The following is a 22,025-nucleotide window of genomic DNA, read 5'->3' as shown; positions in this document are numbered from 1 at the left end:
CTCACACGGAAGGCGATCGCATGGGCGTGCTCGCCGGCGCGGAACCGTTCGGCCACACCGGTTCGGCCGAGACCGGGTTCCTGCTCTGCCACGGGTTCACCGGTACCCCGGCGAGCATGCGGGCCTGGGGTGACCACCTGGCCGGGGCCGGGTTCACGGTGCGCTGCCCGCTGCTGCCGGGGCACGGCACCCGCTGGCCGGACCTCAACCGCACGACGTGGGAAGACTGGTACGGCGCCGTCCGCGAGGCGCTGCTCGCGCTGCTGTCGACCTGCAAGACCGTGTTCGTCGGCGGTCTCTCGATGGGCGGCACGCTCACCCTGCGGCTGGCCGAGGAGTTCGGCGACCGGATCGCCGGGATCGTCCTGGTCAACCCGTCGGTGACGCGGCTGAAGTGGGACACGAAGCTGCTGCCGGTGCTGGGCAAGATCGTGCCTTCGGTGCCGGCGATCGCGAACGACATCAAGAAGCCGGGCGAGACAGAGCTGGCCTATCCGCGCACGCCGGTGCGGGCCGCGGCGAGCCTGGCGAAGCTCTGGGCGCTCGTGCGCGCGGACCTGCCGAAGGTGACGCAGCCGGTGCTGCTGCTGCACTCGTCGGTCGACCACGTCGTGGAGCCGGAGAACTCGCGGCTGGTGCTGCAGGGCGTCTCGAGCACCGACGTCACCGAGGTGGTGCTGGAGAACAGCTACCACGTCGCGACGCAGGACAACGACGCCGAGGTCATCTTCACGCGTAGCGTCGAGTTCGCGAAGGCGCACGCCGCACAGCCTGAGGAGACCGCATGAGCCGGGGGAAGGACGGGCCGGAGGACGTCGACGCGACGTTCGCCGAGATCGTCGCCGACCTGCGGGCCGACGGATTCGGGCTCCCCGAAGAAGACGCGGCGGACACCGCGGACAAAGCCGACAAGGCAGGCGCCGCAGATGCTTCCAGCACCGGCTTCGGCGTCGAGAGCGAGTCGCGCCGGACGCCGGACCGGCCCGCCGAGCCGCCGGCCGCGGAAACCCCGCCGGAACCCGGCTGGCGCTCCGGGGGCACGTCGTGGGACACGACGATGTTCTCCGACGACCCGGCCGGCGACGACGAGCACTACGTCCCGCCCGAGCCGCCGCCGCTGCCGCGGCCGAAGATGGGCGCGTTCCTCATCCTGCTGCTGTTCCTGGCCGGGCTGTTCCTGCTGATCCTGCCCGGTGCGATCGGGGTCGGGCCGACGGTGGCGACGCCGCTGGGCATCCTCGCGCTCGCGACGTCGATCGCGTTGCTGCTGCTGCGCGTCCGGCAGGGCCCGCCGCCCGGCGCCGACCCCAGCAACGGCGCCCAGGTCTGACACAAGCGCGATGAACATCGAGTTCAGCCCTTCGCGGCGGTCGACCGTCGGCGCGGAATGGGAGCTCGGCCTGGTCGACCGGCGCAGCGGCGAGCTGTCGTCGGTCGCCGAGCGGATCCTCGAGGCCGTCCGGCCCGACGGGCAGGGCGAGCACCCGAAGATCAAGCAGGAGCTGCTGCTCAACACCATCGAGATCATCACCGGCGTCTGCGACACGATCGCCGAGGTCAAGGCGGACCTCGCGGAGTCCCTCGACGTCGTGCACGGCGTCGCCGACCCGCTCGGCGTCGAGATGTTCTCGGCCGGCACGCACCCCTTCTCGAACTGGTACCAGCAGAAGGTCACCGACAAGGAGCGCTACGCCAAGCTGATCGACCGCACCCAGTGGTGGGGCCGGGCAGATGCTGATCTACGGCGTGCACGTCCACGTCGGGGTCGACCACCGCGACAAAGTCCTGCCGATCCTCGACGCGCTCCTGAACTACGCGCCGCACCTGCAGGCGCTCTCGGCGTCGTCGCCGTACTGGGGCGCCGAGGACACCGGGTACGCGTCGAACCGGGCGCTGATGTTCCAGCAGCTGCCGACGGCCGGGCTGCCGTTCCAGTTCCGGAAGTGGGCCGAGCTGGAGAGCTACACCGAGGACATGTTCACCACCGGCGTGATCGACCACTTCTCGGAGATCCGCTGGGACATCCGGCCGGCGCCGCACCTGGGCACGATCGAGATGCGCGTCTGCGACGGGCTGCCGACGCTGGAGGAGGTCGGCGCGATCTCGGCGCTGACGCAGTGCCTGGTCGACGACTTCAGCGAGCGCCTCGACGACGGCGAGATCCTGCCGACGCTGCCGCCGTGGCACGTCCAGGAGAACAAGTGGCGCGCGGCCCGCTACGGCACGGACGCGATCGTCATCCTGGACGCGGCCGGGCGCGAGCGGCTCGTCACCGACGACATCGCCGACCTGCTGGACCGGCTCGAACCGGTGGCGCGGCGCCTGGACTGCGTCGCCGAGCTGCGCGACGTCGAGACGATCCTGCGGTACGGGCCGAGCTACCAGCGCCAGCGCGCGGTCGCGCAGCGGCACAAGGGCAGCCTCAAGGCCGTGATGGCGTCGCTGGTCGCCGAGATGCGCGACGGGATCCCGAGGGGTTAGAGCTCGTCGAGCCGGCTGCGCAGCGTGCCCGGGCCGAGGATCGACGCGCCGAGCGCGGTCACCCGGCCGCGCAGTTCGCGGTCGGCCGTCGCCACCAGGACCCGCGCCTGCTGCTGCGCGACGACCTCGACGATCTTCGAGTCGCCGTCGGTGTCGGCCGCGACGACCTCCACGCCCGGGACGCCGGCGACGTGCTTGGCCTTGCCTTCGACGACCAGGACGATCCGCGGCCACCAGGTCACGGTGGTGTCGCCGGGGTCCGGCACGCCGGCTTCGGCGAGCTTCGCGAGCTGGTCGCGCAGGCGCTCGCCGGCGCCGTGCCGGTCGCGCCACCAGCCGTCCGGCCGCGAGCCGACGACGTTGGCGGCGTCGACGACGAGCACCAGCTCCTGCCCGACGCGGTCGCGCAGGTCCGGCCAGGCTGCGGCGAAGTCGCGGTGCAGCCGGTAGGTGGGCACGTCCTCGGGGTCCACCCAGCGCACCTCCGCACTTTCGGTGTTGGCGACCTTCGCTTCCACACTGGCGGCCAGCGCGAGGACGGTCGTGTAGCTCCAGTCCCCATGGTCCACCACGGACGCCGATACCGCGCGGAAGGACTCGGCGGGGACGGAGGCCTCTTCGAACGCTTCGCGCGCGGCCGCTGTCACGGCGGTCTCCCCGGCTTCGATGGCTCCGCCGGGCAGCGCCCAGGTGCGGCCGTGGTGCACCCACCAGGCCCGGCGCTGCAGGAGGACCCCGCGCGCGGGGTCGACGAGCAGCAGGCCGGCGGCGCCGTAACGGCCCCAGTGCAGGTGCCCGCAGGAACATTTGACGAAGACGCTCGCGGAGAGGGCACTCACCCGGCCAGCCTGTCACACTCTCCGGCGTGACCCGGTTCGATCAGCTCAAGCCCACGTTCTGGGACCACGGCCCGGGTGAGCCGCTGTCCGGCCGCGAGTTCGCCCACGCCGGCCGCGAGCTGGGCGTCCGGCTGCCCATCGAGCTGGGAGAACTGCTGGGCCTGCGCAACGGCGGCACGGTCGCCGACCACTGCGACGCGTTCCCGACGAGCGCGCCGACGTCGTACAGCGACACGCACGTGCCGTTCGACCAGCTGCTCGGCGTCGGCGGCCGGTTGTCGATCCTGGATTCGCCGTACCTGAGCACGGAGTGGGACCTGCCGCCGCGGGTGGTGGTGCTGTCCGGCGACGGCCACACGTGGGTCGCGCTGGACTACCGCCGGTCGGCGGAGCCGTCGGTCACGTGGTTCGACGTGGAGCTGGAGTCCGAGCTGGCCCTGGCGCCGACGTTCCGGGCGTTCCTCGAGGGGCTGGTGCCGTCGGGGAGCTTCCCGGAGGAGTGAGTCAGACCGGGGTCTTCGCCGCTTCCAACGCCAGGGCCGCCGCGCCGACGATCGCCGTGTCGTCGCCCAGGTGGGCCGTGCGGATCCGGGCCAGCGGGCGGTGCCGGGCCCCCGTGATCGCGCCCGCGTAGTGCTCGCGGGCCTCGTCCAGGAACAGTGGTGCCGACTCCGACACTCCCCCGCCGATCACGATGATCTCCGGGTCGAACACGTCCGCCACCAGCGCCAGGCCTTCGCCGAGCCACTTGGCCAGCTCCGCCATCGCCAGCTGGGCGATCGGGTCGCCGTCGCGGGCCGCGCCGGCCACTCGCCTGCCCGTCACCGAGCCCGGGTCGCCCGCCACCTGCTGGGCCAGCACCGTCGAGCGTCCCGGGTGGCGCGCCAGCAGCTCCACCGCCGTCGCCGCCAAAGCCGTTCCGCTGCAGTAGCGCTCCCAGCAGCCGTACTTGCCGCACGGGCACGGCCGCCCGCCGCGGACCACCGTCAGGTGCCCCAGCTCCGGCGCCACGCCGTACGCGCCGCGGAACAGCTTGCCGTCCAGCAGCAGGCCCGCGCCGATGCCGGTGCCCAGGGCCACCAGCGCCGCGACCTGGGCGCCGCGGGCCGCGCCGAAGCGGTGCTCGCCCACGATCGCCGAGTTGACGTCGTGCTCCAGCAGCACCGGCAGGCCGACGCGCTTCTCGATCCGGTCGGCGACCGGCGCGCCGCGCCACGCCAGGTGCGGCGCGAACATCACCGACCGGCGGTCGCGCGCCACGAACCCGGCCACGGCCAGCCCGACGCCCGCCACCTCGTGCCGGTTGCGCAGGCCCTCGACGACACCGGCGATGGCGTCCTCGAGGGCGCCCTCCTCGCTCGGCGTCGCGACGCGTGCCGTGTCGAGCAGGGAACCGCGCTCGTCCACCACGCCGGCCCGGACGCTCGTCCCGCCGACGTCCACCCCTATCGTCCGCACTCAGCTCTCCCACTCGTCGCGCCGGCGGACGGCGATGTGCTGCACCCGCACCGACACCGAAGCGTCCGCCGGTGGCCGCGGCGCGGGCCGGAACCCGGGCATGTGCACGCCCTCGTCCGGCTCCCAGCGGTCCGCGAGCACCGCCCGGAGCAACGCCACGAGCTGTGCCAGCTGTTCCAGCAAGCGGGCCACGAATTCAGGGCGCTCACCTCGCACAACGGCGACGATCGCACACAGCGGGCACCAGCCGCACGCCGAGGCGTCCGGTTTCGCCTGGTCAGGGTCCCCGTGCCCGGCGGCGACGACCCCTTCGAGCCACGGCGCCGCCTTCTCCACGACCATCTCCAGGAGCAGGCGGATCTCCTCCACGAGCTTCGGCCCGGCCGCCTCGTCCTCTTCGCTCACCCGCGTCCCCGGTTCCCGGCCAGGCTCACGACCAGGCCGTCGGCGTCGGATTCCGCGCCGGTGATCCGGCACGGCCGCAGCGACTCCGGCAGGGCGATGAGCCTGCGGAAGCCGTCCACGGTGATCGCCAGGTCGTCGTCGACGCGGGCGAGGTCGACCTCGGCGTCCCGGGTGAGCGGGATCGCGATGCGCAGCGTGTACCCGTCCGGCGCCGGGCGGACCCGCAGCAGCGGGGTGACCGGGGTGCCGTTGCCGTCGAGGGGGTCGCCGTCGCGGTAGAGCCCGTCGGCGATCTCCAGCAGCGCGGGCAGCCCGACCGGCTCGACGGCGCGGTGCTCGACGCACGAGACCGCCGTGAACCCGGCGGCGGAAAGTTCGGCCAGCACGGCGTCCTGCTGCGTCCGGCGGGTGCGCAGCCACGACCCGGCGCCGCCGCGCCAGAACCCGGGCGCGGGCATCAGCCGGTTGGCGATCAGGCCGTCGACGGCGATCCCGCGCAGGGCCAGGGAACTGAGCGTGCGCCGCGCTTCGGCGACGACCACCCGCTCCGGTGTCAGCACCAGCCGGACCGTGGTGACCGACGGCTCGGTCAGCAGCGCGCGCAGGCCGTCGAGGTGCGTGCCGAGGCGGCGCACGGACTCCGTGACCCGGCGACTGAACAAGCGGGTCAGGTAGCCGGAGAAGGCTTCGGGCAGGGCGAGCAGCCGCAGTGTCTCGGCCGTCGGCCCGCAGTCGACGACGATGGTCTCCCACGGCCCGTCTTCGGCCAGCCGGCGGACCTCGGTGAGGGCGAGCAGCTCGTCGACGCCGGGCAGCACGGTGAGCTCTTCGGCGTCCAGGGTGTCGAGTCCCGCGCCGGCCAGGGCACTCTGCAGCTCGGCCCGCAGCCGGTGCCAGGAGGTGTCGACCAGGGTGCGCGAGTCGATCTGCACGGCGGACAGGAGAGCGTCCACTTCGGACGGCTCGGCGCCAAGGGTGTGGCCGAAGGCGTCGCCGAGCGAGTGCGCCGGGTCGGTGGACACGACGAGGGTCTTCCTGCCGCGGGCGGCCAGGGCGGCGCCGGTCGCCGCGGCCAGCGTGGTCTTCCCGACACCCCCCTTGCCGGTGAACAGCAGGATCCGCACCCGGTTACCCCTCGGCCCGCTTCTTGAGCTCCTTGAGCGCGGTGTCCATGACCATCTTCTCGGCCTTGCGGCGCAGCAGGCCGATCATCGGCAGCGCCAGCTCGACCGACAGCGTGTAGGTGACGCGGGTGCGGCCGCCGAGGTCCTCCAGCGCGTACCGGCCGTTCTGCGCCTTCTGCATCTGCCCCTTGACCAGGTGCCAGCTGACGCCCAGGCCGTCGCCGTCCCAGTCGTACTCGAGGGTGTAGACGTCCTTGATCGGGCCCGCGTCGAGGGTGAGCTTGACCTGCTTGGCGCGCCCGTCACCGTCGGTGTCGAGGACCTCGGTCTGCCGGACGGCCTTGGCCCATTCCGGGTACGCGGGGAAGTCGGCGATCACAGCCATCACCCGGCTGGGCTCGGCGTCGACCTCGATGGACTGTGTGGACTGCTCGGCCATGGGACGAAGCGTAGCCGCCGCAGTCGGTCACCAGCGCAGCACGTACGGCTGCCCGGTCTCCTTGAAGTGACCGACGTTACGGCACTCGGTCAGGCCGACCCGGGCGCGGGGCGCCAGGGGCTGGTGCACGTGCCCGAACACCGACCAGCGCGGCCGCTGGGCGCGGATCAGCTCCAGCAGCGCCGCCGAGCCGATCTCGCTGCGGCGCGCCACGACGTCGTAGGTCAGCTCCGGCAGCGCGGGCGGGCCGTGCGTGCAGAGGACGTCGACCTCGGTGAGCGCCGCCACACTGCGGTCGTAGTCCTCGCGATCCCGCAGGTAGGGGCGCCAGGCAGCACCCTTGCGGCGGCGCGGGACGACGCCGTCGGGCAGCAGCGCGCCGCCGACGAACCCGAACCGCAGGCCGCCGATCTCGGCCACCTCGCCGTCGAGCACCCGGATGCCCTCGCCGGCGAACTCGGGCCACAGCGCCGGGGTGTCGACGTTGCCGGGGGTGGCGTAGGTGGGCGCGGTCATCGCCGCGAAGAGCGCCGCGTACTGGGTGCGGATGGCCTCGTCGACGGCGCCGACGGGGTCGTCGAGGCTCGCCCAGAGCGTCCGCGAGTAGGCAACGGTTTCGTCACGGGTGCCTTCACGGCGCAGGCGGGCGAACTCGCCCACCTTCTCGGCGCCGAACAGGGCGCCCATGATGCCCTTGTCGTGCTCCCGGTAGTCGACGAAGTCCAGCAGGTCGCCGAGCACGACCAGCGCGTCGGCCCCGTCCCCCGCCCGCTTCAGCGCGTCCGCGTTGCCGTGCACGTCCGAGACGACGTGTACCCGCACCCCTGACCCCCTTCTAGCCCTCGCGCGGAGGAACACCGGGCTCGCGCCCGTCCTCCAGGATCTCCTTGAGCCCGAGCGCGATCTCCTTCGCCGCGCGGGCCCGCCGGTCGAACTCCCGGCGCAGGCCGCGTGGTGCCAGTTCCCGGGGCGTCCCGGCCGCGTCGGCGGGGGTCGCCCGCAGGAAGTAGTGCAGCAGGGTGCCGTCGAGCACCGGCTCGAGCCAGACCTCCATCGTACCGACGAGCGCGCCCCGCACGGTCCAGCGCAGGCCCTTGTCCCCCCGGTCGGTGTAGACCTCGAGGACCAGGTCGGGCCAGTAGCGCCGCCAGGACGCCGGTGCGGCGAAGACCGCGGCCACGGTGGCCGGCGGAACGGCGAGGAACGTCTCGTCGACGATGTCGAGTGAGGGTGGCGCGTTCACGTGCGAAGAATGTCACGCCCTCGCCGTGCGACGGCGATCAGCATGGTCTTAAGGTGCTCACCACGCTAAGTTGACTGGCGGGTAACAGCGGTGTCGCCCGCCGCACGCGTTGAACACGGAGGTCCACGTGCGCGAATACAGCGCTCCCGCCGGCAAGCCGGTGGCCGACGACGAGAACATGTCCGATGTCGTCTGGGCGAACGCCGAGCGGTTCTCCGACGTGGTGAGCTTCCGCCGCCAGGTCGACGGGACCTGGCTGGACGTCACGGCCAAGGAGTTCGCCGGCCAGGTGCTGGCGGTGGCCAAGGGCCTGGCCCAGGCCGGCATCGGCCGCGGCGACCGCGTCGCCATCATGTCCAAGACCCGCTACGAGTGGACGCTGATCGACTTCGCGATCTGGGCGGCGGGCGCGGTCACGGTGCCGATCTACGACACCTCCTCCCCCGAGCAGGTGTACTGGATCCTCTCCGACTCGGCCGCCAAAGGCATCTTCGTCGAGACGAACGGCCACGCCGCGGCGGTCGACGAGATCCGGGACCGGCTCACCGAGCTGGACCACACCTGGCAGATCGAGGGTGATTCCCCCGCCGTCGAAGAGCTGGCCGCGATCGGCGCTTCGCTGTCGGACGACGAGCTGCACGAACGCCGCCGCGAGGTGAGCGCGGGCGAGCTCGCCACGATCGTCTACACCTCGGGCACCACCGGCCGCCCCAAGGGCGTCGAGCTGACCCACCGCAACCTGCTGGCCGAGATCCGCGCCGACATCGAGGCGTTCCCGCAGCTCATGGAGCAGGGCAACTCGCTGCTGTGCTTCCTGCCGCTGGCGCACGTGCTGGCCCGCGCGATCGCCGTCACCGCGCTGACCGCCCGCGTCACCCTCGGGCACACCCCGGACGTCAAGAACCTCGTCGCCGACCTGGGTACCTTCCGGCCGACGTTCGTGGTCGCGGTGCCGCGCGTGTTCGAGAAGGTCTACAACTCGGCGAAGCAGAAGGCCCACGGCGACGGCAAGGGCAAGATCTTCGACGCCGCCGAGGCGGTCGCCGTCGAGTACAGCCAGGCGCAGGACAAGGGTGGCGCCGGCGTTGCCCTGAAGCTCAAGCACCTGGTGTTCGACAAGCTGGTCTACGGCAAGCTGCGCGCGGCCCTCGGCGGCCGCTGCGTGGCGGCGGTGTCCGGCGGTGCCCCGCTCGGCGCGCGGCTGGCGCACTTCTTCCGCGGCATCGGCGTCCCGGTGTTCGAGGGCTACGGCCTGACCGAGACGTCCGCGGCGGCGAACGTCAACACGCAGACGGCGTTCCGCGTCGGCACGGTCGGCAAGCCGGTCAACGGCACGTCGGTCCGCATCGCCGACGACGGCGAGGTCATGCTCAAGGGCGACGTCGTGTTCGGGGCGTACTACAACAACCCCCAGGCGACGGCCGAGTCCCTCACCGACGGCTGGTTCCACACCGGCGACCTGGGCGAGCTCGACGCCGACGGCTTCCTCAAGATCACCGGCCGCAAGAAGGAGATCATCGTCACGGCGGGCGGCAAGAACGTCGCCCCGTCCGGCCTCGAGGACACGATCAAGGCGGCCCCGCTGGTGAGCCAGGCGATGGTGGTCGGCGACCAGCGCCCGTTCATCGCGGCCCTGGTGACGGTGGACGAGGAGTACTTCCCGTCCTGGAAGTCCCAGCACAACAAGCCCGCCGGCGCTTCGGTGGCCGAGCTTGCCGCCGACCCCGACCTGCTGGCCGAGATCCAGGCGGCGGTCGACGAGGCGAACAAGCAGGTGTCGAAGGCCGAGGCGATCAAGAAGTTCACGGTGCTGTCCAACGACTTCACCGAAGCCGGTGGCGAGATCACGCCGAGCTTGAAGCTGAAGCGCAACGTGGTGTCGAAGAACTACGCCAACGACATCGAAGGCCTGTACAAGAAGTAGCCGAATGCCGTGAGGGGCACCTTCAGGGACTTTGCAGCCCGGAAGGTGCCCCTCACGGCGTTTCGGGCCGGCCGCTCGCCGGCGCTCGGCCCGGCAGTGCCCGGACCTGCCGACCCGCGGCCTGGATGAACGCGGACAGGACCTCTTGGCTGTGCTCTTCGTGCTCGCGCAGGGTGGTGACGTCCGGAGAATCGTGGAGGTCTTTGATCGGTCGGAAGGCGACGTCGGCGAGCCGGAGAAGCTCGGCGTCGTCGGTGAGCCGGAGAAGCTCGGCGTCGTCGGTGAGCATCTGCATCCTGAGCCGCGCGTGATCGGCCGCGGCACCGCGCTTGTCCGACTCCGTGTACGCCGCCCGCTTCTTCTCCTCGTCGTCTCGTTGCTTGAGGAACCACTTCGCGATCACGGACTGCCGAAGTTCGGTCATCGCTCCCGCGAAGGCCACGTACGCGCTGATCCGCTCCTGGCGAAGCCGCTCCTCACGAGCCACGCGCTCCGTTCGCCGGGTGGCCAGCAGCCCGAACAGGTAGGTGAGGCTCGAGCCGGCCAAGGTTCCGGAGATCGCGATCACGCCGGTCAGCACGCCGTCCATGGGGAGAGTCTGTCAGCCGGACCGCTGGGTGGCGATGTGGTCGCGGTACCAACGGAAGCTCGCTCTCGGCGTGCGCTCCTGCGTCGCGTAGTCCACGTGCACCAGGCCGAACCGGTGCTTGTACCCGTGGGCCCACTCGAAGTTGTCCAGCAGTGACCAGCAGAAGTACCCCCGCAGGTCCACCCCCGCCGCCGCGGCGGTGCGCGCCGCCTCGATGTGCTCGCTCAGGAACGAGATGCGCTCGTAGTCGGCGAAATCGCTCCGGTCCGCGTACACGCAGCCGTTCTCGGTGAGGTACAGCGGTGGCAGCGCCGGGTAGCGGTTGTGCAGGCTCACCAGGGCTTCCGTGAGACCCTCCGGCTCCACCGGCCAGCCCATGCCCGTGCGCGGGACGGCCGGCAGCCGTGAAGTGTCCACGCCGATGTCGGTCACCGTGCGCAGCGCCGGGTCCGGCTCGCGGTGGGGCGCGTCCGCGACGTGGATCCGGTAGTAGTAGTTCACGCCCAGGTAGTCCAGCGGCGCGCCGATCGTCTCCAGGTCGCCGTCGTGGCGGAACGAGAAGTCCGAGACGCCGTCGAACATCGCCGCCAGGCCCGGCGCGTACCGGCCGCCGAACAGCGGGTCGGTGAACTGGCGCCGCAGCAGCGTGTCCTGGCGGGCCGCGGCCGCGGCGTCCGCGGCCGAGTCCGTCACCGGCACCGCCGGCGACTGGTTGAGCACGATCCCGAACTGGTGCTGCGGCGGTGCCTGCTCGCGCATCGCCCGCACCGCCAGGCCGTGCCCGAGCAGCAGGTGGTGGGCGGCGGCGAGGGCGCCGTGTCCCTCCCTCGCGCCGGGCGCGTGGCGACCTTCGCCGTAGCCCGCGACCGCGCACGGGTACGGCTCGTTCAGCGTCGTCCAGTTGTCGACGACGTCGCCGAGCTCCTCGTGCACCAGCGCCGCGTACTCGGCGAAGCGCGCTGCCGTATCGCGGGACCGCCAGCCGCCGTCGTCCTCCAGGGCCTGCGGCAGGTCCCAGTGGTACAGCGTCAGGAACGGCTCGATCCCCTGCTCCCGCACCGCTTCCACCAGCTGCCGGTAGAAGCCGATGCCCTTCGCGGAGACGGCGCCGCGGCCGGACGGCTGGATCCGCGGCCAAGACACCGAGAACCGGTAGGAGTCGACGCCGAGCGCGGCGAGCAGGGCGACGTCGCGGGGCCAGCGGTGGTAGTGGTCCGCCGCCGGCTCGCCGGTGTCACCCCCGGCCACCGCGCCGGGGACCGCCGCGAACGTGTCCCAAATGGACGGTCCACGGCCGTCGGCGGTGGTCGCTCCTTCGATCTGGAACGCCGAGGTGGCGACGCCCCAGCGGAAGCCGGGCGGGAAACTGGTGGTCACGGTCAACTCCGGGGGTCAGCCCTTGAGCGCGCCCTGCATGATGCCGCCGACGATCTGGCGGCCGAACAGCAGGAACACGAGCAGGACGGGGACGGTGCCGATGGTGGCGGCGGTGAGCACGAGGGTGTAGTCGGTGGTGTAGCCACTGGCCAGGGTGGACAGTGCGGTTTGGACGGTGGGGTTCTCCGGCACCAGCACGACCAGCGGCCAGAAGAAGTCGTTCCACGCCTGCATGAACGTGAACAGCCCGAGCACCGCCGCGGCCGGGCGGGCGGCCGGCAGCGCGACGTGCCAGAACAGCCGCAGCGAGTTGCAGCCGTCCATCCGCCCGGCTTCCAGCAGTTCCAGCGGCAGCGCCCGCTCGAAGTACTGGCGCATGAAGAACACGCCGAACGCGGTGACCAGGCCGGGCACGATCACGGCCTGCAGCTGCCCGGCCCAGCCGAAGTCGGCCATCATCATGTAGAGCGGCACGACGCCCAGCTCGGTCGGGATCGCCTGGGTGGCGACCACGACGAGCAGCAGCACGGTCCGCCCGCGGAAGCGCAGCTTGGCGAAGGCGAACCCGGCCAGCGTCGAGAACAGCACCACGGACACGGTGATCGTGCCCGCGACGATCATCGAGTTCCCCAGCGCCAGCGCGAACTCCGACTCGTCGAAGACGCGGGCGATGTTCTCGAACAGGTGCCCGCCGGGCACGAGCACCGGGGGCACGCTGCCGACCGCTTCCGTCGTCTGCGAAGACACGACGAACGACCAGTACACGGGGAACGCCGAGCCGGCCAGGATCGCGATCAGCGCGGCGTAGGTCCACGGGCTCGCGACCCGGCGCGCGATGCGCCGCGCCCGCCCGGGGGCCGCCGGCGGCGCGGGTGCGGCCGGGGTCAGCACGGTGGTCATGTCCGCTCCTCAGTCCGTTTGGATGCGCCGGGTCACCAGGTACGACAGGCCCGCGACGAGCATCGTGACCACGGCCAGGATCAGCGCGATCGCCGAGCTGTAGCCGAAGTCGTACTTGGTGAAGCCCTGCTCGTAGAGGTAGAGCGCGGCGGTCTGGAACTGCCGGTCCGAGCCGCCGGTGGCCGCGGCCGTGCCGGGGTTGAACAGCAGCGGCTCGGCGAGCAGCCGCATGTTCCCGGTCGTCGCGATCACCGTCGAGAAGATGATCTGCGGCCGCAGCAACGGCACGGTGATCCGCCAGAACTGCTGCCACCCGCGCGCGCCGTCGAGGGTGGCGGCCTCGTACATGGTCGACGGGATCGCCTGCATCGACGCCAGGAAGATCAGCGCGTGGTAGCCGGTCCAGCGCCACACCACCATCGCCGCGATGGCGGTGTGCGAGCTGGCCGTGCCGGCCTGCCAGTCGACGTGCCCGCCGCCGAACCAGCTCAGCGCCCAGTTCACCAGCCCGAAGTCCCGGCCGAACAGTTGCGCGAAGATGATCGTCACCGCCGCCACCGAGGTGATGTTCGGCAGGATCATCCCCATCCGGAACAGCGTCCGCCCGCGCAGCCTGCGGTTGAGCAGGTGCGCGATGCCGAGCGCGAACAGGATCTGCGGGATCGTGGTCAGCAGCCACAGGCTGACCGTGTTCCCCATCGCGTTCCAGAAGTACGGGTCGTGGAACAGCAACTGCTCGTAGTTGCCGAACCCGATGAACGTCGCGCCCTCGGCGTCGAGCAGGTTGCGCTTCTGCAGCGACACGAAAGCCGTGTAGAGCAGCGGGAACAACCCGAAGACGCCGAAGATCAGGAAGTACGGGCTGATGAAGCCGAACGGCGACAGCTTGACGTCCCACTTGTGCCGCCGGTCGGCGAAGGACAGCGTTTTGACCGCTGCCATCACTTGATCTTCGCGACGTCACCGACCAGCTGCTGCCAGGCCGCCGCGCCGTCCTGCTTGCCCTGCTCGACGCGCTGCATCGCGTTGCCGAACTCCGTCTGGACGTCGCCCGCCTTCGGGCCCTGGTACTGCGGGTTCAGCTTCTTGGCGGCGTCGGTGAAGAGCTTGCCGACCGGCGCGTTGTTGAAGAACGGGTTGGTGTAGGCGGTGATCTTCGGGTCGGTGTAGAGCGACGGCGTCGAGGGCAGCAGGCCCTCGCTGGTGAAGACCTTCGCCTGCTGCTCGGGCGCGGTCAGCCAGGCGGCGAGCTCGGCGGCTTCCTTGGTGTGCTTGCCCTGCTTGGGCACGGTCAGGTACGAGCCGCCCCAGTTGCCGCCCCCGCCGGGCACGCTCGCGACGTCCCACTTGCCCGAGGTGTCCGGCGCCTGGTCCTTGATCTTGGTCATCATCCAGGCGGGGCAGGTGACGGTGGCGAACTGGCCCTGGGTGAAGCCGGTGTTCCAGGTGGGCGTGCTGTAGAGCAGGCCCGCGGAGAGGTTCGCCTTGACGGCGTCGACGACCTGGTCCCAGCCGGTGCGCAGCGCCGGGTTGCTGTCGACGACGAGCTGGTCGCTCTGGTCGTAGTAGCCGACCGGTGCCTGGCCGAAGATCGCGTTGAGCACGGTCGGGCCGCCGTCCATCCACTTGACGCCGTTCGGCGCCTTGGCCTGGAAGCGCTTGCCCGCCTCGAAGTACGCCTGCCAGGTCGGCCAGAGCGCGGAGACGGCGTCGCGGTCGGCGGGCAGGCCGGCGTCCTGGAGCAGGTCACGGCGGTAGCAGATGGCCAGGCCGCCGACGTCGGTGCCGTAGCCGATCTGCTGCCCGCCCTTGGCGAGCGAGGCCGACCACTTCCAGCCCAGCCAGCGGTCCTTGAGCTTGTCGCCGCCGACGGTGTTCAGGTCGACGAACTTGTCCGGCGTCGCCTTGAACTGGGCGACGTACCCCGTGTCGATCGCTTCGATGTCCGCGGCGCCGCCTCCGGTGGCCAGGTGCGCGGCGAGGTTCTTGTGGTGGTCGGAGTAGGCCGCGGTGCGCTCGGTGATCTCGATGTCCGGGTGCGCCGCCTGGTACTCCTTGATCAGGTCGGTGTAGCCGAAGTTGCCGAACAGGCCGAGGCTGAGCTTGACCTTGCCGCCGGCGCCGGCGTCGCCGCTCCCGCAGGCGCTCAACGCGGTGACCGCGGCCAAGCCGGCGCACACCGCCCCGGCGATCAGGCGGAAACGGCGGGTTGTCGTTTTCGGGCGCATGAGATCTCCGTTGTTCTGCGGGCCGATCGGAAAACGCGGGACCTATGAGAGCGCTCCCAGTAGGGTTTCGTCAAGTAACGAAAAGATAACGTACTTACAGGTTTTCCCAGCCAGAGATCATGTGCTAGGAATGTAACCGGTTACAGCATCGGAGGTCCCCATGGTCACCGCGCGCGAGATCGCCCAGCTCTGCGGGGTTTCGGTCGCGACGGTGTCGCGCGTCTTCAACCGCCCCGCGACGGTCAGCCCGGCGACCCGCGAGAACGTCGAGCGCGTCGCGCGGGAGCTCGACTTCTCGCCGAACGAGTCGGCGCGGGCCCTGTCGCGGCAGCGATCGGCGATGGTCGGGCTGGTCTGGGACACCGACCACCGGCGGCCCGGCTGGCGGCACCCGTTCCTGCAGGACCTGTTGCTGGGCCTCAAGTCCGCGCTCAGCTCGCACGGCTACCACCTGCTGATGCTCGCGACGAGCGACGACGCCCGCGACCGCAACCCCGGCGTGTCGCTGGCCGACCCGATCGCGTACGTGAGCATGACCCGGCGCCACCACCTGGCCGGGCTGGTGCTGATCGACAGCGGCACCGACGCCGAGGCGTTCACCGCGTTCGCCCAGTCCGGGCTGCCGTGCGTCGCACTGGACGTGGCGTTGTCGGGGCCACGGGCGACCTACGTGACCTCGGACAACGCGGCGGGCGCGGCGGAAGCCGTCCGGCACCTGGCCGCGCTCGGCCACGACCGGATCGCGACGATCACCGGCCCGCGCGGCAACGCGCCCGCCGTGGCCCGCACCGAGGGCTACCGGCGCGGGCTGGCCGAGGCCGGGCTGCCGCCGCGCGAGGATTTCGTGGTCACCGGGGACTTCTACCGCGAGAGCGGGTTCGTCGGCATGCGGCGGCTGCTGGCCCGCAAGGACCCGCCGACGGCGGTGTTCGCCGCCAGCGACGAGATGGCGGTCGGCGCCCTGCTGGCGGCCCGCGTCGCCGGGCTGCGGGTACCGGCCGACCTGGCCGTGGTGGGGTTCGACGACATCGAGGTGGCCTCCCTGGTCGACCCGGCGCTGACGACGGTGGCCCAGGACAAGCCGGGCTTCGGCACCGCGGCGGCGGGCGCGCTGCTGGCGATGATCGAAACCGGGACGGCGCCGGACCCGGTGCGCCTGCCGACGAAACTGGTCGTCCGCGACTCGTGCGGCACCCAGCGCTAGGCGGTGACCTTCGCGTTCCAGTCGATGTGGTGCAAGTAGATCCAGCCCGGCTTTTCGCCGACGTCCTGGCCCGAACTCGATGCGACCAGCTTCTCGACGCGCTCGCGCCGAAGTCCTTCGTACGCCGCAAACGCCGATGCCGGGTCCGGCAGGTCGCGCAGGCACTGCGCGAGGACGACGCTGTCTTCGATCGCCATCGACGCACCCTGCGCGTCGGCCGGGGCCGCGGCGTGCGCGGCGTCGCCGGCGAGCACCATTTCCGGCGTCGACCAGATTCGCGTCCGCGGGACGTCGTAGGAGTGGCCTCCGAACACCTCGTCGCCGGTGGCGGCGATGATGTCCGCGCAGGGCAACGGTTCCCCGGCGAACGCCGCGTGCGCGAACTCGCGCCACCCCTCGGGGGTCACCGCCGCGATCGCCTCGCGGGAGCGCTCGGCGTCGGGGATGCGGGCGAACCAGAACGTCGCGCCGTCCGGGGCGGTCGTGAACCCGAAGGCCGCTTTGCTCCCGCGGACCATGCGGTAGATCCCGGCCGCCGACGGCAGCCCCGGCGCACGTGTGTAACCCCAGACGACGGTCTGGCCGGTGTAGCGCGGTGCGTCGGCGTCCGGGTCGATCAGCTTCCGGACCACCGAGTGCAACCCGTCCGCGCCGACCACCACGTCACCCGTTTCGGCGGTGCCATCGGCGAATTCGACGGCAACGCCGGTACCGTCCGGCTTCGCGCCGACCAAGCGCTTGCCGCGTTCGATCGGAACACCCCGGCGCGCGGATTCGGCTTGCAGGACGCGGTAGAGCGCCGCTCGGGTCATCGTGCGGGGCCCGTCGAGGCCTTCGGTGCCGAACTCACGGCTTCCGGCGGTCTCCCCGGTCGGGAGGACCAGCTCGACGCCGTGGGCGGCGAACGAACTGTCGATCACCGGCCGGTCGGCGCCGATCGCGCGCAGGGCGTCCATGCCGTTGTGCATGATCGTGAGGAACGCGCCGATGTCGTCCCCGCCGGCCGGGTAGGCCTCGAAGACCACCGGATCGTGTCCGGCCAGCTTCAGCGCCATCGCCGTGACCGTGCCGGAAATGCCGCCACCCGCGACCAGAACTCGCACCCCGTGCCCCCTCGTGAACTCCGCGTGCCGCCGTCCCCGACGTTACCGTGACGGCGGCACGCGGCGCTCACTCCTTGGCGCCACTGGTGGCGATGTCGCCGTTGAGGCCGCGGGGGTAGAACCCGCCGGAGGAGACCTTGTCCGGGTTGAGGTAGGCGATGTTGAGCACGCGGTCGGCGGACCGGCCGAACGCGATGCCGTTGGCGTCCGCCGGGACGAGGTTCGCCTTGCCGTCCTTGAGCACGCCTTCGTCGTCGTCGGCCTTGCCATCGAGGCTGTCACGGGCGTCGGAGATCTTGTTCGTGATGTCACCGAGGCCGCGTTCGAACAGCTGCCCGCGCACGATGCCCGCGTGGTAGGCCTCGACCGCGAGGATGCCCGCCGCCGCGTCGAGGAACGTCTTGTTGTTCACCAGCGGCGCCGCGCCCTTGTAGGCGGACACGCCGACGTCTTCGAACAGGAACGCGGCGAGCAGGAAGTTGTTCTCGCTCGCGAACGGGTCGAAGGTCTGGCCTTCCTTGATCACGCCCGCGGCCTGCATGGCGGCGGTGAAGCTGTTCTGGAAGTCGATCTCGGGCTGCGCGACGGCGGCTTTGTCGAGCGCCTTGCGCAGGAAGGTGACGTGGGCGACCTCGTCGCCGGCGATCTCCTGGACGATCTGCTTGGTGTGCTCGCTCTTGAACTTCACGGCGTGCCCGCCGGAGACCTTGCCGAGGTTGCCGACGCCGTTGACGTACTTCTCGTTCAGCCCGTAGCCGTAGACGGCGAACGAGTACAGGTTCGCCTCGAGGTACTCCAGGTTGAGCGCGAAGTTCAGCACCGCGGCGTCGCTGGCGGCGGCGTCCTGCGCGTTCTGTTCCGGGTACTGCGAAGTCGCGCCCGCCGAGCCGAGGCCCAGCGAGAGCGCGGTACCGAGCGCGCCGGCACCCGCGACGCCGAGCCCCGCCGCTCCCGCAGCCTTGAGGAAGCGGCGGCGGTCGGTCGCGTTCTCCGCGCTGCGCTCGACGAGCTGCTGTGTGTAGCATTTTCCGAACACCGGGGGACGTCCTCTCGTGACGAGTTCGTCCACCTCACCCAACGGTCATACGTACCTGGACGGCCCCCGGCTCGGTCAAATCGGAAAAAAGTTCTTCCCGATTTCGTTTCCGCAGGTCAGGCTTGTTCGGCCGCGGCGAGCCGGACGCAGACGGCGAGCGCGCGGACGGCCTCCTCGACGTCGGCGAGCACCGGGAAGGTCGGCGCGATGCGGATGACCGCGTCGGCCGGGTCGTCGCCGTGCGGGTGGGTCGCCCCGGCGGGGGTCAGCGCGACACCGGCTTCCTTCGCCAGCCGCACGACCTCCTTCGCGGTGCCCTCGGGCACGGTCAGCGACACGAAGTACCCGCCGGTCGGCTTGGTCCAGGAGGCGAGGTCACTGAGCTCTTCGGTGAGGATGCGGTCGACGGCCGCGAACTTCGGGCCGATGACCTCGGCGTGCTTGCGCATGTGCGCGCGGACGCCGTCCTCGTCCTTCAGGAAGTGGGCGTGGCGCAGCTGGTTGACCTTGTCCGGGCCGATGGTGCGCTTGCCGATGTTGCCGACCCACCAGGCGAGGTTGGCCTCGGACGCGCCGAAGAAGCCGACGCCGGCACCGGCGTAGGTGATCTTCGAGGTCGAGCCGAAGACGAAGACGCGGTCGGCGTGGCCGGCCCCGGTGGCCAGCGCGAGGACGTCGGCCAGCGCCGGCTCGTCGTCGGTCAGGTGGTGCACGGCGTAGGCGTTGTCCCAGAAGATCCGGAAGTCGGGCGCCGCGGTGGTCATGGTGGCGAGCCGCCGGACGACGTCGTCACTGAACGTGACGCCGGTCGGGTTGCTGTACTTCGGCACGCACCAGATGCCCTTGACGGCGCTGTCCTCGGCGACCAGCCGCTCGACGACGTCCATGTCGGGGCCGTCGTCGGCCATCGGCACCGGGACCAGCTCGACGCCGAAGCGCTCGGTGAGCGCGAAGTGGCGGTCGTAGCCCGGGACGGGGGCGAGGAACTTCAGGGTCGGCTCGTCGGCCCAGCGGCGCTCGGCGCCGGGGAGCTTCGACAGCAGCGCCTGGACGACGGCGTCGTGCATCAGTTCGAGGCTGGAGTTGCCCGCGGCGAGCAGCTGCTCGGCCGGGACCTGCAGGGCGCCGGCGAAGATGCGGCGCAGCTCCGGCAGGCCCTTGAGGCCGCCGTAGTTGCGGACGTCGGTGCCGTCCTCGGCCTTGAAGGTGCCGTCGCCGGGGAGGGTCAGCAGGCCGTTCGCGAGGTCGAGCTGCTCCGGGGAGGGCTTGCCGCGGGTGATGTCGAGGGAGAGGCCGCGGTCGACCAGGGCCGCGTAGTCGCGGCGGGCCGTGTCGACGTCGACGGAAGCAGTGGTCATGGCGTCAACGCTAAACCCGGCGTCGATACCATTTCGGGGCGGGGCCTGGCTAGGGTGGTTGGAATGCACTTGGTAGTCCACGCCGACCAGCGTCAGTTCTCGTTGCGCGACTCCGGTTCCCGGCTGGACGGCAGCGGCTGGACCGCGAGCGCCGTGGAATCCCACCGGATCGGGGCGGAACCGGGCGGCCTGGCGATCGCCACGGCGCGTTCGGACCTGGTGGAGTCGTCGATCACGCTGCTTCCGTCGCCACCGGTGTTGGCGGCCGACGCCGAGCACGTCGTGGAAGCGGATCTTCCGGTTCCGAGCGGGAAGGTCGTGATTTCCGGGCCTGCGGACTATCCGTCGCAGGAAAAGTTCTTTTCGGTGCTGCCGGGGCGGTACCGGGCGCGGGTTTCGTACGTACCGGCCGGGCCGCCGCCGGTCGACTGGAACGACCATGAGTACGGGGAGCACTACCGGTACGTGGTGGAGATGTGGCCGGTCGCGTCGGAGTCGGACGTCGAGGTGCTGAGGCAGGGCGCGGCGGTCTGGGACGGCTGATGACTCCGTGCGGCAACGCCCGCTGACCACCGCGGACACGCCCGGGCGGATCGTCTGGGCCGTCCCGGTCGACGAGGTGTTCGTTCCACCCGACCCAGCACCGATGTTCCCTCAGCTCATCCAGCCGGGTCGCCCTGCCGGCCCGCTCGCACCCGGCCCGACCGGGTGGGCGGCGCCGTGGCCTGCTCCTCCAGGGCGATCCCCTGAGCCTGCCGATCAGGTCGGGCACCGCAACGGCGCGATCTGGACCAATGCGTTGGCAGACTTGCCTGCCGCGGATCCGGACGTGGGTATAGGCCCGTAGCCGGTGGGCTGCGGGCCTTTCCCGTTTCATGCTGCGAATGGCAGGGGTTGGTGGAGGTTGTTACGCCTGGGTTTTCGGCGTTTGTCCAGGAATGCCGGTGGGAGGAATTCGGGTAGGCCGTCGGTGGCGATGCGGACTTGCCAGCCGGAGCGGTGCAGGAGTCGGTGGTGGTGGGCGCACATCAGGACCAGGTTGCCCAGCTCGGTGGGGCCGCCGTCGGCCCAATGCCGGACGTGGTCGCCGTGACAGTGGCGGGGTGGGCGGTGGCAGCCGGGGAAGGCGCAGCCGCGGTCGCGGAGGTAGAGGGCGCGGCGGAGTGGGGTGGAGATGAGGCGGCGTTGGCGACCGAGGTCGAGGGGTTCGCTGTTGGTGCCGAGGACTGCGGGGATGAGCATGCAGTCGCAGGCGTGGATGCGGGCTTCGGCTGCGGAGATGGTGCCGAGGTCGCCGAGGGTGGCCCAACCGGTACCGGTCTTGGGCATGGTGCCGGTGCTGCCGAGGGCGGCCGTGCCGAAGCTGGGCTTGGACGTGGTCTGGGGGTCGCCGAGGGTGGCCCGGCCGGCACCAGCCTTGGCCATGGCCTCGGATTCGCCGAACATGGCCCGGCCGGCACCGGCCTTGGGCGTGGTGCCGGTGTTGCCGAGGATTGTCGTGCCGATGCCGGACTTCAAGTCCTCCAGCGACACCGCGATCATCACGTGGGCTCGTTCGCCGGCCTGCAGCGGCAACTCCGGGGAGTTGAGGGCCAGGTCGATCGCGTCGGAGAAGGCGTCGCCGTAGCGTTCCAGCGGGGAGCGCAAGTCCGGGCCCTCGTCACTGGTGCGACGTTGCGCGAGTGAGTCGAGCAGAGCGCTGGCGCGAGCGCCGGTCTCGTCGTCGAACCGGCCGTTCAGCTCCCAGAACCCGGTTCTCTTGCGCCGCAACGACAGTTCACGGCTGGGAGTGGCCGGTTCAGCCTCGTCGGGTTCGGCACCGTCGGGGTCGAGATGGGCCACGATCCGGGCACCCAACGCCGCGACCTGCTTGTGCCCGGCATCCTCGGCGAACGACAGCAGGTGCTGCTCGGCTTCGTCGCGGTGCGCGGGCGGAAGTTGAGTCACTACACCAACAATGGTGTCGATCATCGGCGTGCTCAACCGGCCATCCAGGGCAGCAGCGCCGGTGGCGGGAGCAACAGCGGGGATGGGGGTTCCGTCTAGGTTGCGGCCAGGAGTGAGGGCTCGGGCTCGTTTGACCACGTTCTCCGCGGCAGACTTGGGAACGTCGGCGAGGTGCTCGAAAAGCCGAGCAACAGAGCGATATCCGAAGAGTTCCATCACACCGCGAGACTCGATCTCCACAAGCAGAGAACCGATCTCAGCCTCGGCAGACCGCACAACAGTGAGCAGCGCGGAGATGCGGTCGGCCAGGGCCACCGCATCTGCTTTCCACACCGTTTCGCTGTCCACACAACAAGATTACCGGCAGTCG

Annotated in this window: 22 protein-coding genes and 1 pseudogene; 7 read left to right on the top strand and 16 right to left on the bottom strand. The window is 71.1% G+C overall.

All coding sequences use genetic code 11. The annotated features are described in order from the left end of the window. Positions 1-20: 20 nt before the first annotated feature. From QQ657_RS06690 to QQ657_RS06680, 3 genes and pseudogenes are all read left to right on the top strand, one after another. Positions 21-788, top strand: coding sequence for an alpha/beta hydrolase (locus QQ657_RS06690; protein WP_284741174.1), 768 nt, complete (start codon positions 21-23; stop codon positions 786-788). Continuing rightward, on the top strand, positions 785-1,330 hold the full coding sequence (locus QQ657_RS06685) for a hypothetical protein (RefSeq protein WP_284741173.1): 546 nt from the start codon (positions 785-787) through the stop codon (positions 1,328-1,330). Before QQ657_RS06690 ends, QQ657_RS06685 begins: the two co-directional genes overlap by 4 nt. A 10-nt stretch (positions 1,331-1,340) precedes the next feature. Next, a pseudogene (locus QQ657_RS06680) lies at positions 1,341-2,481 on the top strand (glutamate--cysteine ligase). Here the strand turns inward: QQ657_RS06680 and QQ657_RS06675 are convergent. Then, positions 2,478-3,320, bottom strand: a complete 843-nt coding sequence (locus QQ657_RS06675; RefSeq protein ID WP_284741172.1) for an NUDIX hydrolase — start codon at positions 3,318-3,320, stop codon at positions 2,478-2,480. The pseudogene QQ657_RS06680 and the gene QQ657_RS06675 overlap by 4 nt on opposite strands. A 26-nt stretch (positions 3,321-3,346) precedes the next feature. Between QQ657_RS06675 and QQ657_RS06670 the strand changes: the two genes are divergently transcribed. Further along, on the top strand, positions 3,347-3,823 hold the full coding sequence (locus QQ657_RS06670) for an SMI1/KNR4 family protein (RefSeq protein WP_284741171.1): 477 nt from the start codon (positions 3,347-3,349) through the stop codon (positions 3,821-3,823). Position 3,824: 1 nt separating this feature from the next. Here QQ657_RS06670 and QQ657_RS06665 read toward each other — a convergent pair whose 3' ends face one another. The 6 genes from QQ657_RS06665 to QQ657_RS06640 are packed head-to-tail and all read right to left on the bottom strand — an operon-like array spanning position 3,825 to position 7,989. Next, positions 3,825-4,763, bottom strand: a complete 939-nt coding sequence (locus QQ657_RS06665) for an ROK family protein (protein WP_284741293.1) — start codon at positions 4,761-4,763, stop codon at positions 3,825-3,827. Between the two features lie 15 nt (positions 4,764-4,778). Continuing rightward, positions 4,779-5,183 (bottom strand): hypothetical protein, encoded by a 405-nt coding sequence (locus QQ657_RS06660; RefSeq protein ID WP_284741170.1) that lies wholly within the window; start codon positions 5,181-5,183, stop codon positions 4,779-4,781. Beyond that, positions 5,180-6,307: an ArsA family ATPase gene (locus QQ657_RS06655; RefSeq protein WP_284741169.1), complete on the bottom strand. Its 1,128-nt coding sequence runs from the start codon at positions 6,305-6,307 to the stop codon at positions 5,180-5,182. Before QQ657_RS06655 ends, QQ657_RS06660 begins: the two co-directional genes overlap by 4 nt. A 4-nt stretch (positions 6,308-6,311) precedes the next feature. Next, positions 6,312-6,746: an SRPBCC family protein gene (locus QQ657_RS06650; protein ID WP_086678751.1), complete on the bottom strand. Its 435-nt coding sequence runs from the start codon at positions 6,744-6,746 to the stop codon at positions 6,312-6,314. A gap of 27 nt (positions 6,747-6,773) precedes the next feature. Further along, complete coding sequence (locus tag QQ657_RS06645; RefSeq protein ID WP_284741168.1) at positions 6,774-7,568, bottom strand: metallophosphoesterase family protein; 795 nt, start codon at positions 7,566-7,568, stop codon at positions 6,774-6,776. 13 nt (positions 7,569-7,581) lie between these two features. Next, a complete protein-coding gene (locus QQ657_RS06640) occupies positions 7,582-7,989 on the bottom strand; it encodes a polyketide cyclase / dehydrase and lipid transport (protein WP_284741167.1) in 408 nt (135 codons plus the stop codon). 127 nt (positions 7,990-8,116) lie between these two features. On the opposite strand from QQ657_RS06640, the gene QQ657_RS06635 reads away from it, so the two are divergent. Next, positions 8,117-9,913 (top strand): AMP-dependent synthetase/ligase, encoded by a 1,797-nt coding sequence (locus QQ657_RS06635; RefSeq protein ID WP_284741166.1) that lies wholly within the window; start codon positions 8,117-8,119, stop codon positions 9,911-9,913. A 52-nt stretch (positions 9,914-9,965) separates the two neighbouring features. Here QQ657_RS06635 and kilB read toward each other — a convergent pair whose 3' ends face one another. From kilB to QQ657_RS06610, 5 genes are read right to left on the bottom strand one after another with little or no spacing between them, the layout of a single operon-like run. Continuing rightward, complete coding sequence (gene kilB / locus QQ657_RS06630) at positions 9,966-10,502, bottom strand: plasmid transfer protein KilB (RefSeq protein WP_284741165.1); 537 nt, start codon at positions 10,500-10,502, stop codon at positions 9,966-9,968. Between the two features lie 12 nt (positions 10,503-10,514). Beyond that, the gene (locus tag QQ657_RS06625) at positions 10,515-11,879 is read right to left on the bottom strand and encodes a GH1 family beta-glucosidase (RefSeq protein WP_284741164.1); all 1,365 of its coding nucleotides are present in this window, start codon (positions 11,877-11,879) and stop codon (positions 10,515-10,517) included. A gap of 15 nt (positions 11,880-11,894) precedes the next feature. Then, positions 11,895-12,779, bottom strand: a complete 885-nt coding sequence (locus QQ657_RS06620) for a carbohydrate ABC transporter permease (protein WP_284741163.1) — start codon at positions 12,777-12,779, stop codon at positions 11,895-11,897. Positions 12,780-12,788: 9 nt separating this feature from the next. Beyond that, positions 12,789-13,721: a carbohydrate ABC transporter permease gene (locus QQ657_RS06615; RefSeq protein WP_284741162.1), complete on the bottom strand. Its 933-nt coding sequence runs from the start codon at positions 13,719-13,721 to the stop codon at positions 12,789-12,791. Beyond that, positions 13,721-15,007, bottom strand: a complete 1,287-nt coding sequence (locus QQ657_RS06610) for an ABC transporter substrate-binding protein (RefSeq protein ID WP_284741161.1) — start codon at positions 15,005-15,007, stop codon at positions 13,721-13,723. Before QQ657_RS06610 ends, QQ657_RS06615 begins: the two co-directional genes overlap by 1 nt. A gap of 160 nt (positions 15,008-15,167) precedes the next feature. Between QQ657_RS06610 and QQ657_RS06605 the strand changes: the two genes are divergently transcribed. Then, on the top strand, positions 15,168-16,211 hold the full coding sequence (locus QQ657_RS06605; RefSeq protein WP_284741160.1) for a LacI family DNA-binding transcriptional regulator: 1,044 nt from the start codon (positions 15,168-15,170) through the stop codon (positions 16,209-16,211). On the opposite strand, the gene QQ657_RS06600 is transcribed toward QQ657_RS06605, so the two are convergent. From QQ657_RS06600 to QQ657_RS06590, 3 genes are all read right to left on the bottom strand, one after another. After that, positions 16,208-17,314, bottom strand: a complete 1,107-nt coding sequence (locus QQ657_RS06600; RefSeq protein WP_284741159.1) for an FAD-dependent monooxygenase — start codon at positions 17,312-17,314, stop codon at positions 16,208-16,210. The genes QQ657_RS06605 and QQ657_RS06600 overlap by 4 nt on opposite strands. 67 nt (positions 17,315-17,381) lie before the next feature. Further along, positions 17,382-18,350: a ferritin-like domain-containing protein gene (locus tag QQ657_RS06595; RefSeq protein WP_284741158.1), complete on the bottom strand. Its 969-nt coding sequence runs from the start codon at positions 18,348-18,350 to the stop codon at positions 17,382-17,384. A 116-nt stretch (positions 18,351-18,466) separates the two neighbouring features. Next, entirely contained in the window at positions 18,467-19,708 is a 1,242-nt protein-coding gene (locus QQ657_RS06590; protein ID WP_284741157.1) for an aspartate aminotransferase type Ic, read from the bottom strand. Between the two features lie 63 nt (positions 19,709-19,771). Here QQ657_RS06590 and QQ657_RS06585 point away from each other — a divergent pair, with 63 nt between their 5' ends. After that, positions 19,772-20,251: a hypothetical protein gene (locus QQ657_RS06585; RefSeq protein WP_284741156.1), complete on the top strand. Its 480-nt coding sequence runs from the start codon at positions 19,772-19,774 to the stop codon at positions 20,249-20,251. A gap of 330 nt (positions 20,252-20,581) precedes the next feature. On the opposite strand, the gene QQ657_RS06580 is transcribed toward QQ657_RS06585, so the two are convergent. After that, positions 20,582-22,003, bottom strand: coding sequence for an HNH endonuclease signature motif containing protein (locus tag QQ657_RS06580; protein ID WP_284741155.1), 1,422 nt, complete (start codon positions 22,001-22,003; stop codon positions 20,582-20,584). Between the last annotated feature and the right edge of the window lie 22 nt (positions 22,004-22,025).

The sequence above is a fragment of the Amycolatopsis ponsaeliensis genome (assembly GCF_030182635.1).
GTDB lineage: Bacteria > Actinomycetota > Actinomycetes > Mycobacteriales > Pseudonocardiaceae > Amycolatopsis > Amycolatopsis ponsaeliensis.
Note: the sequence above shows the minus strand (reverse complement) of the source record. Positions and strands in the feature narration are given on the sequence as shown.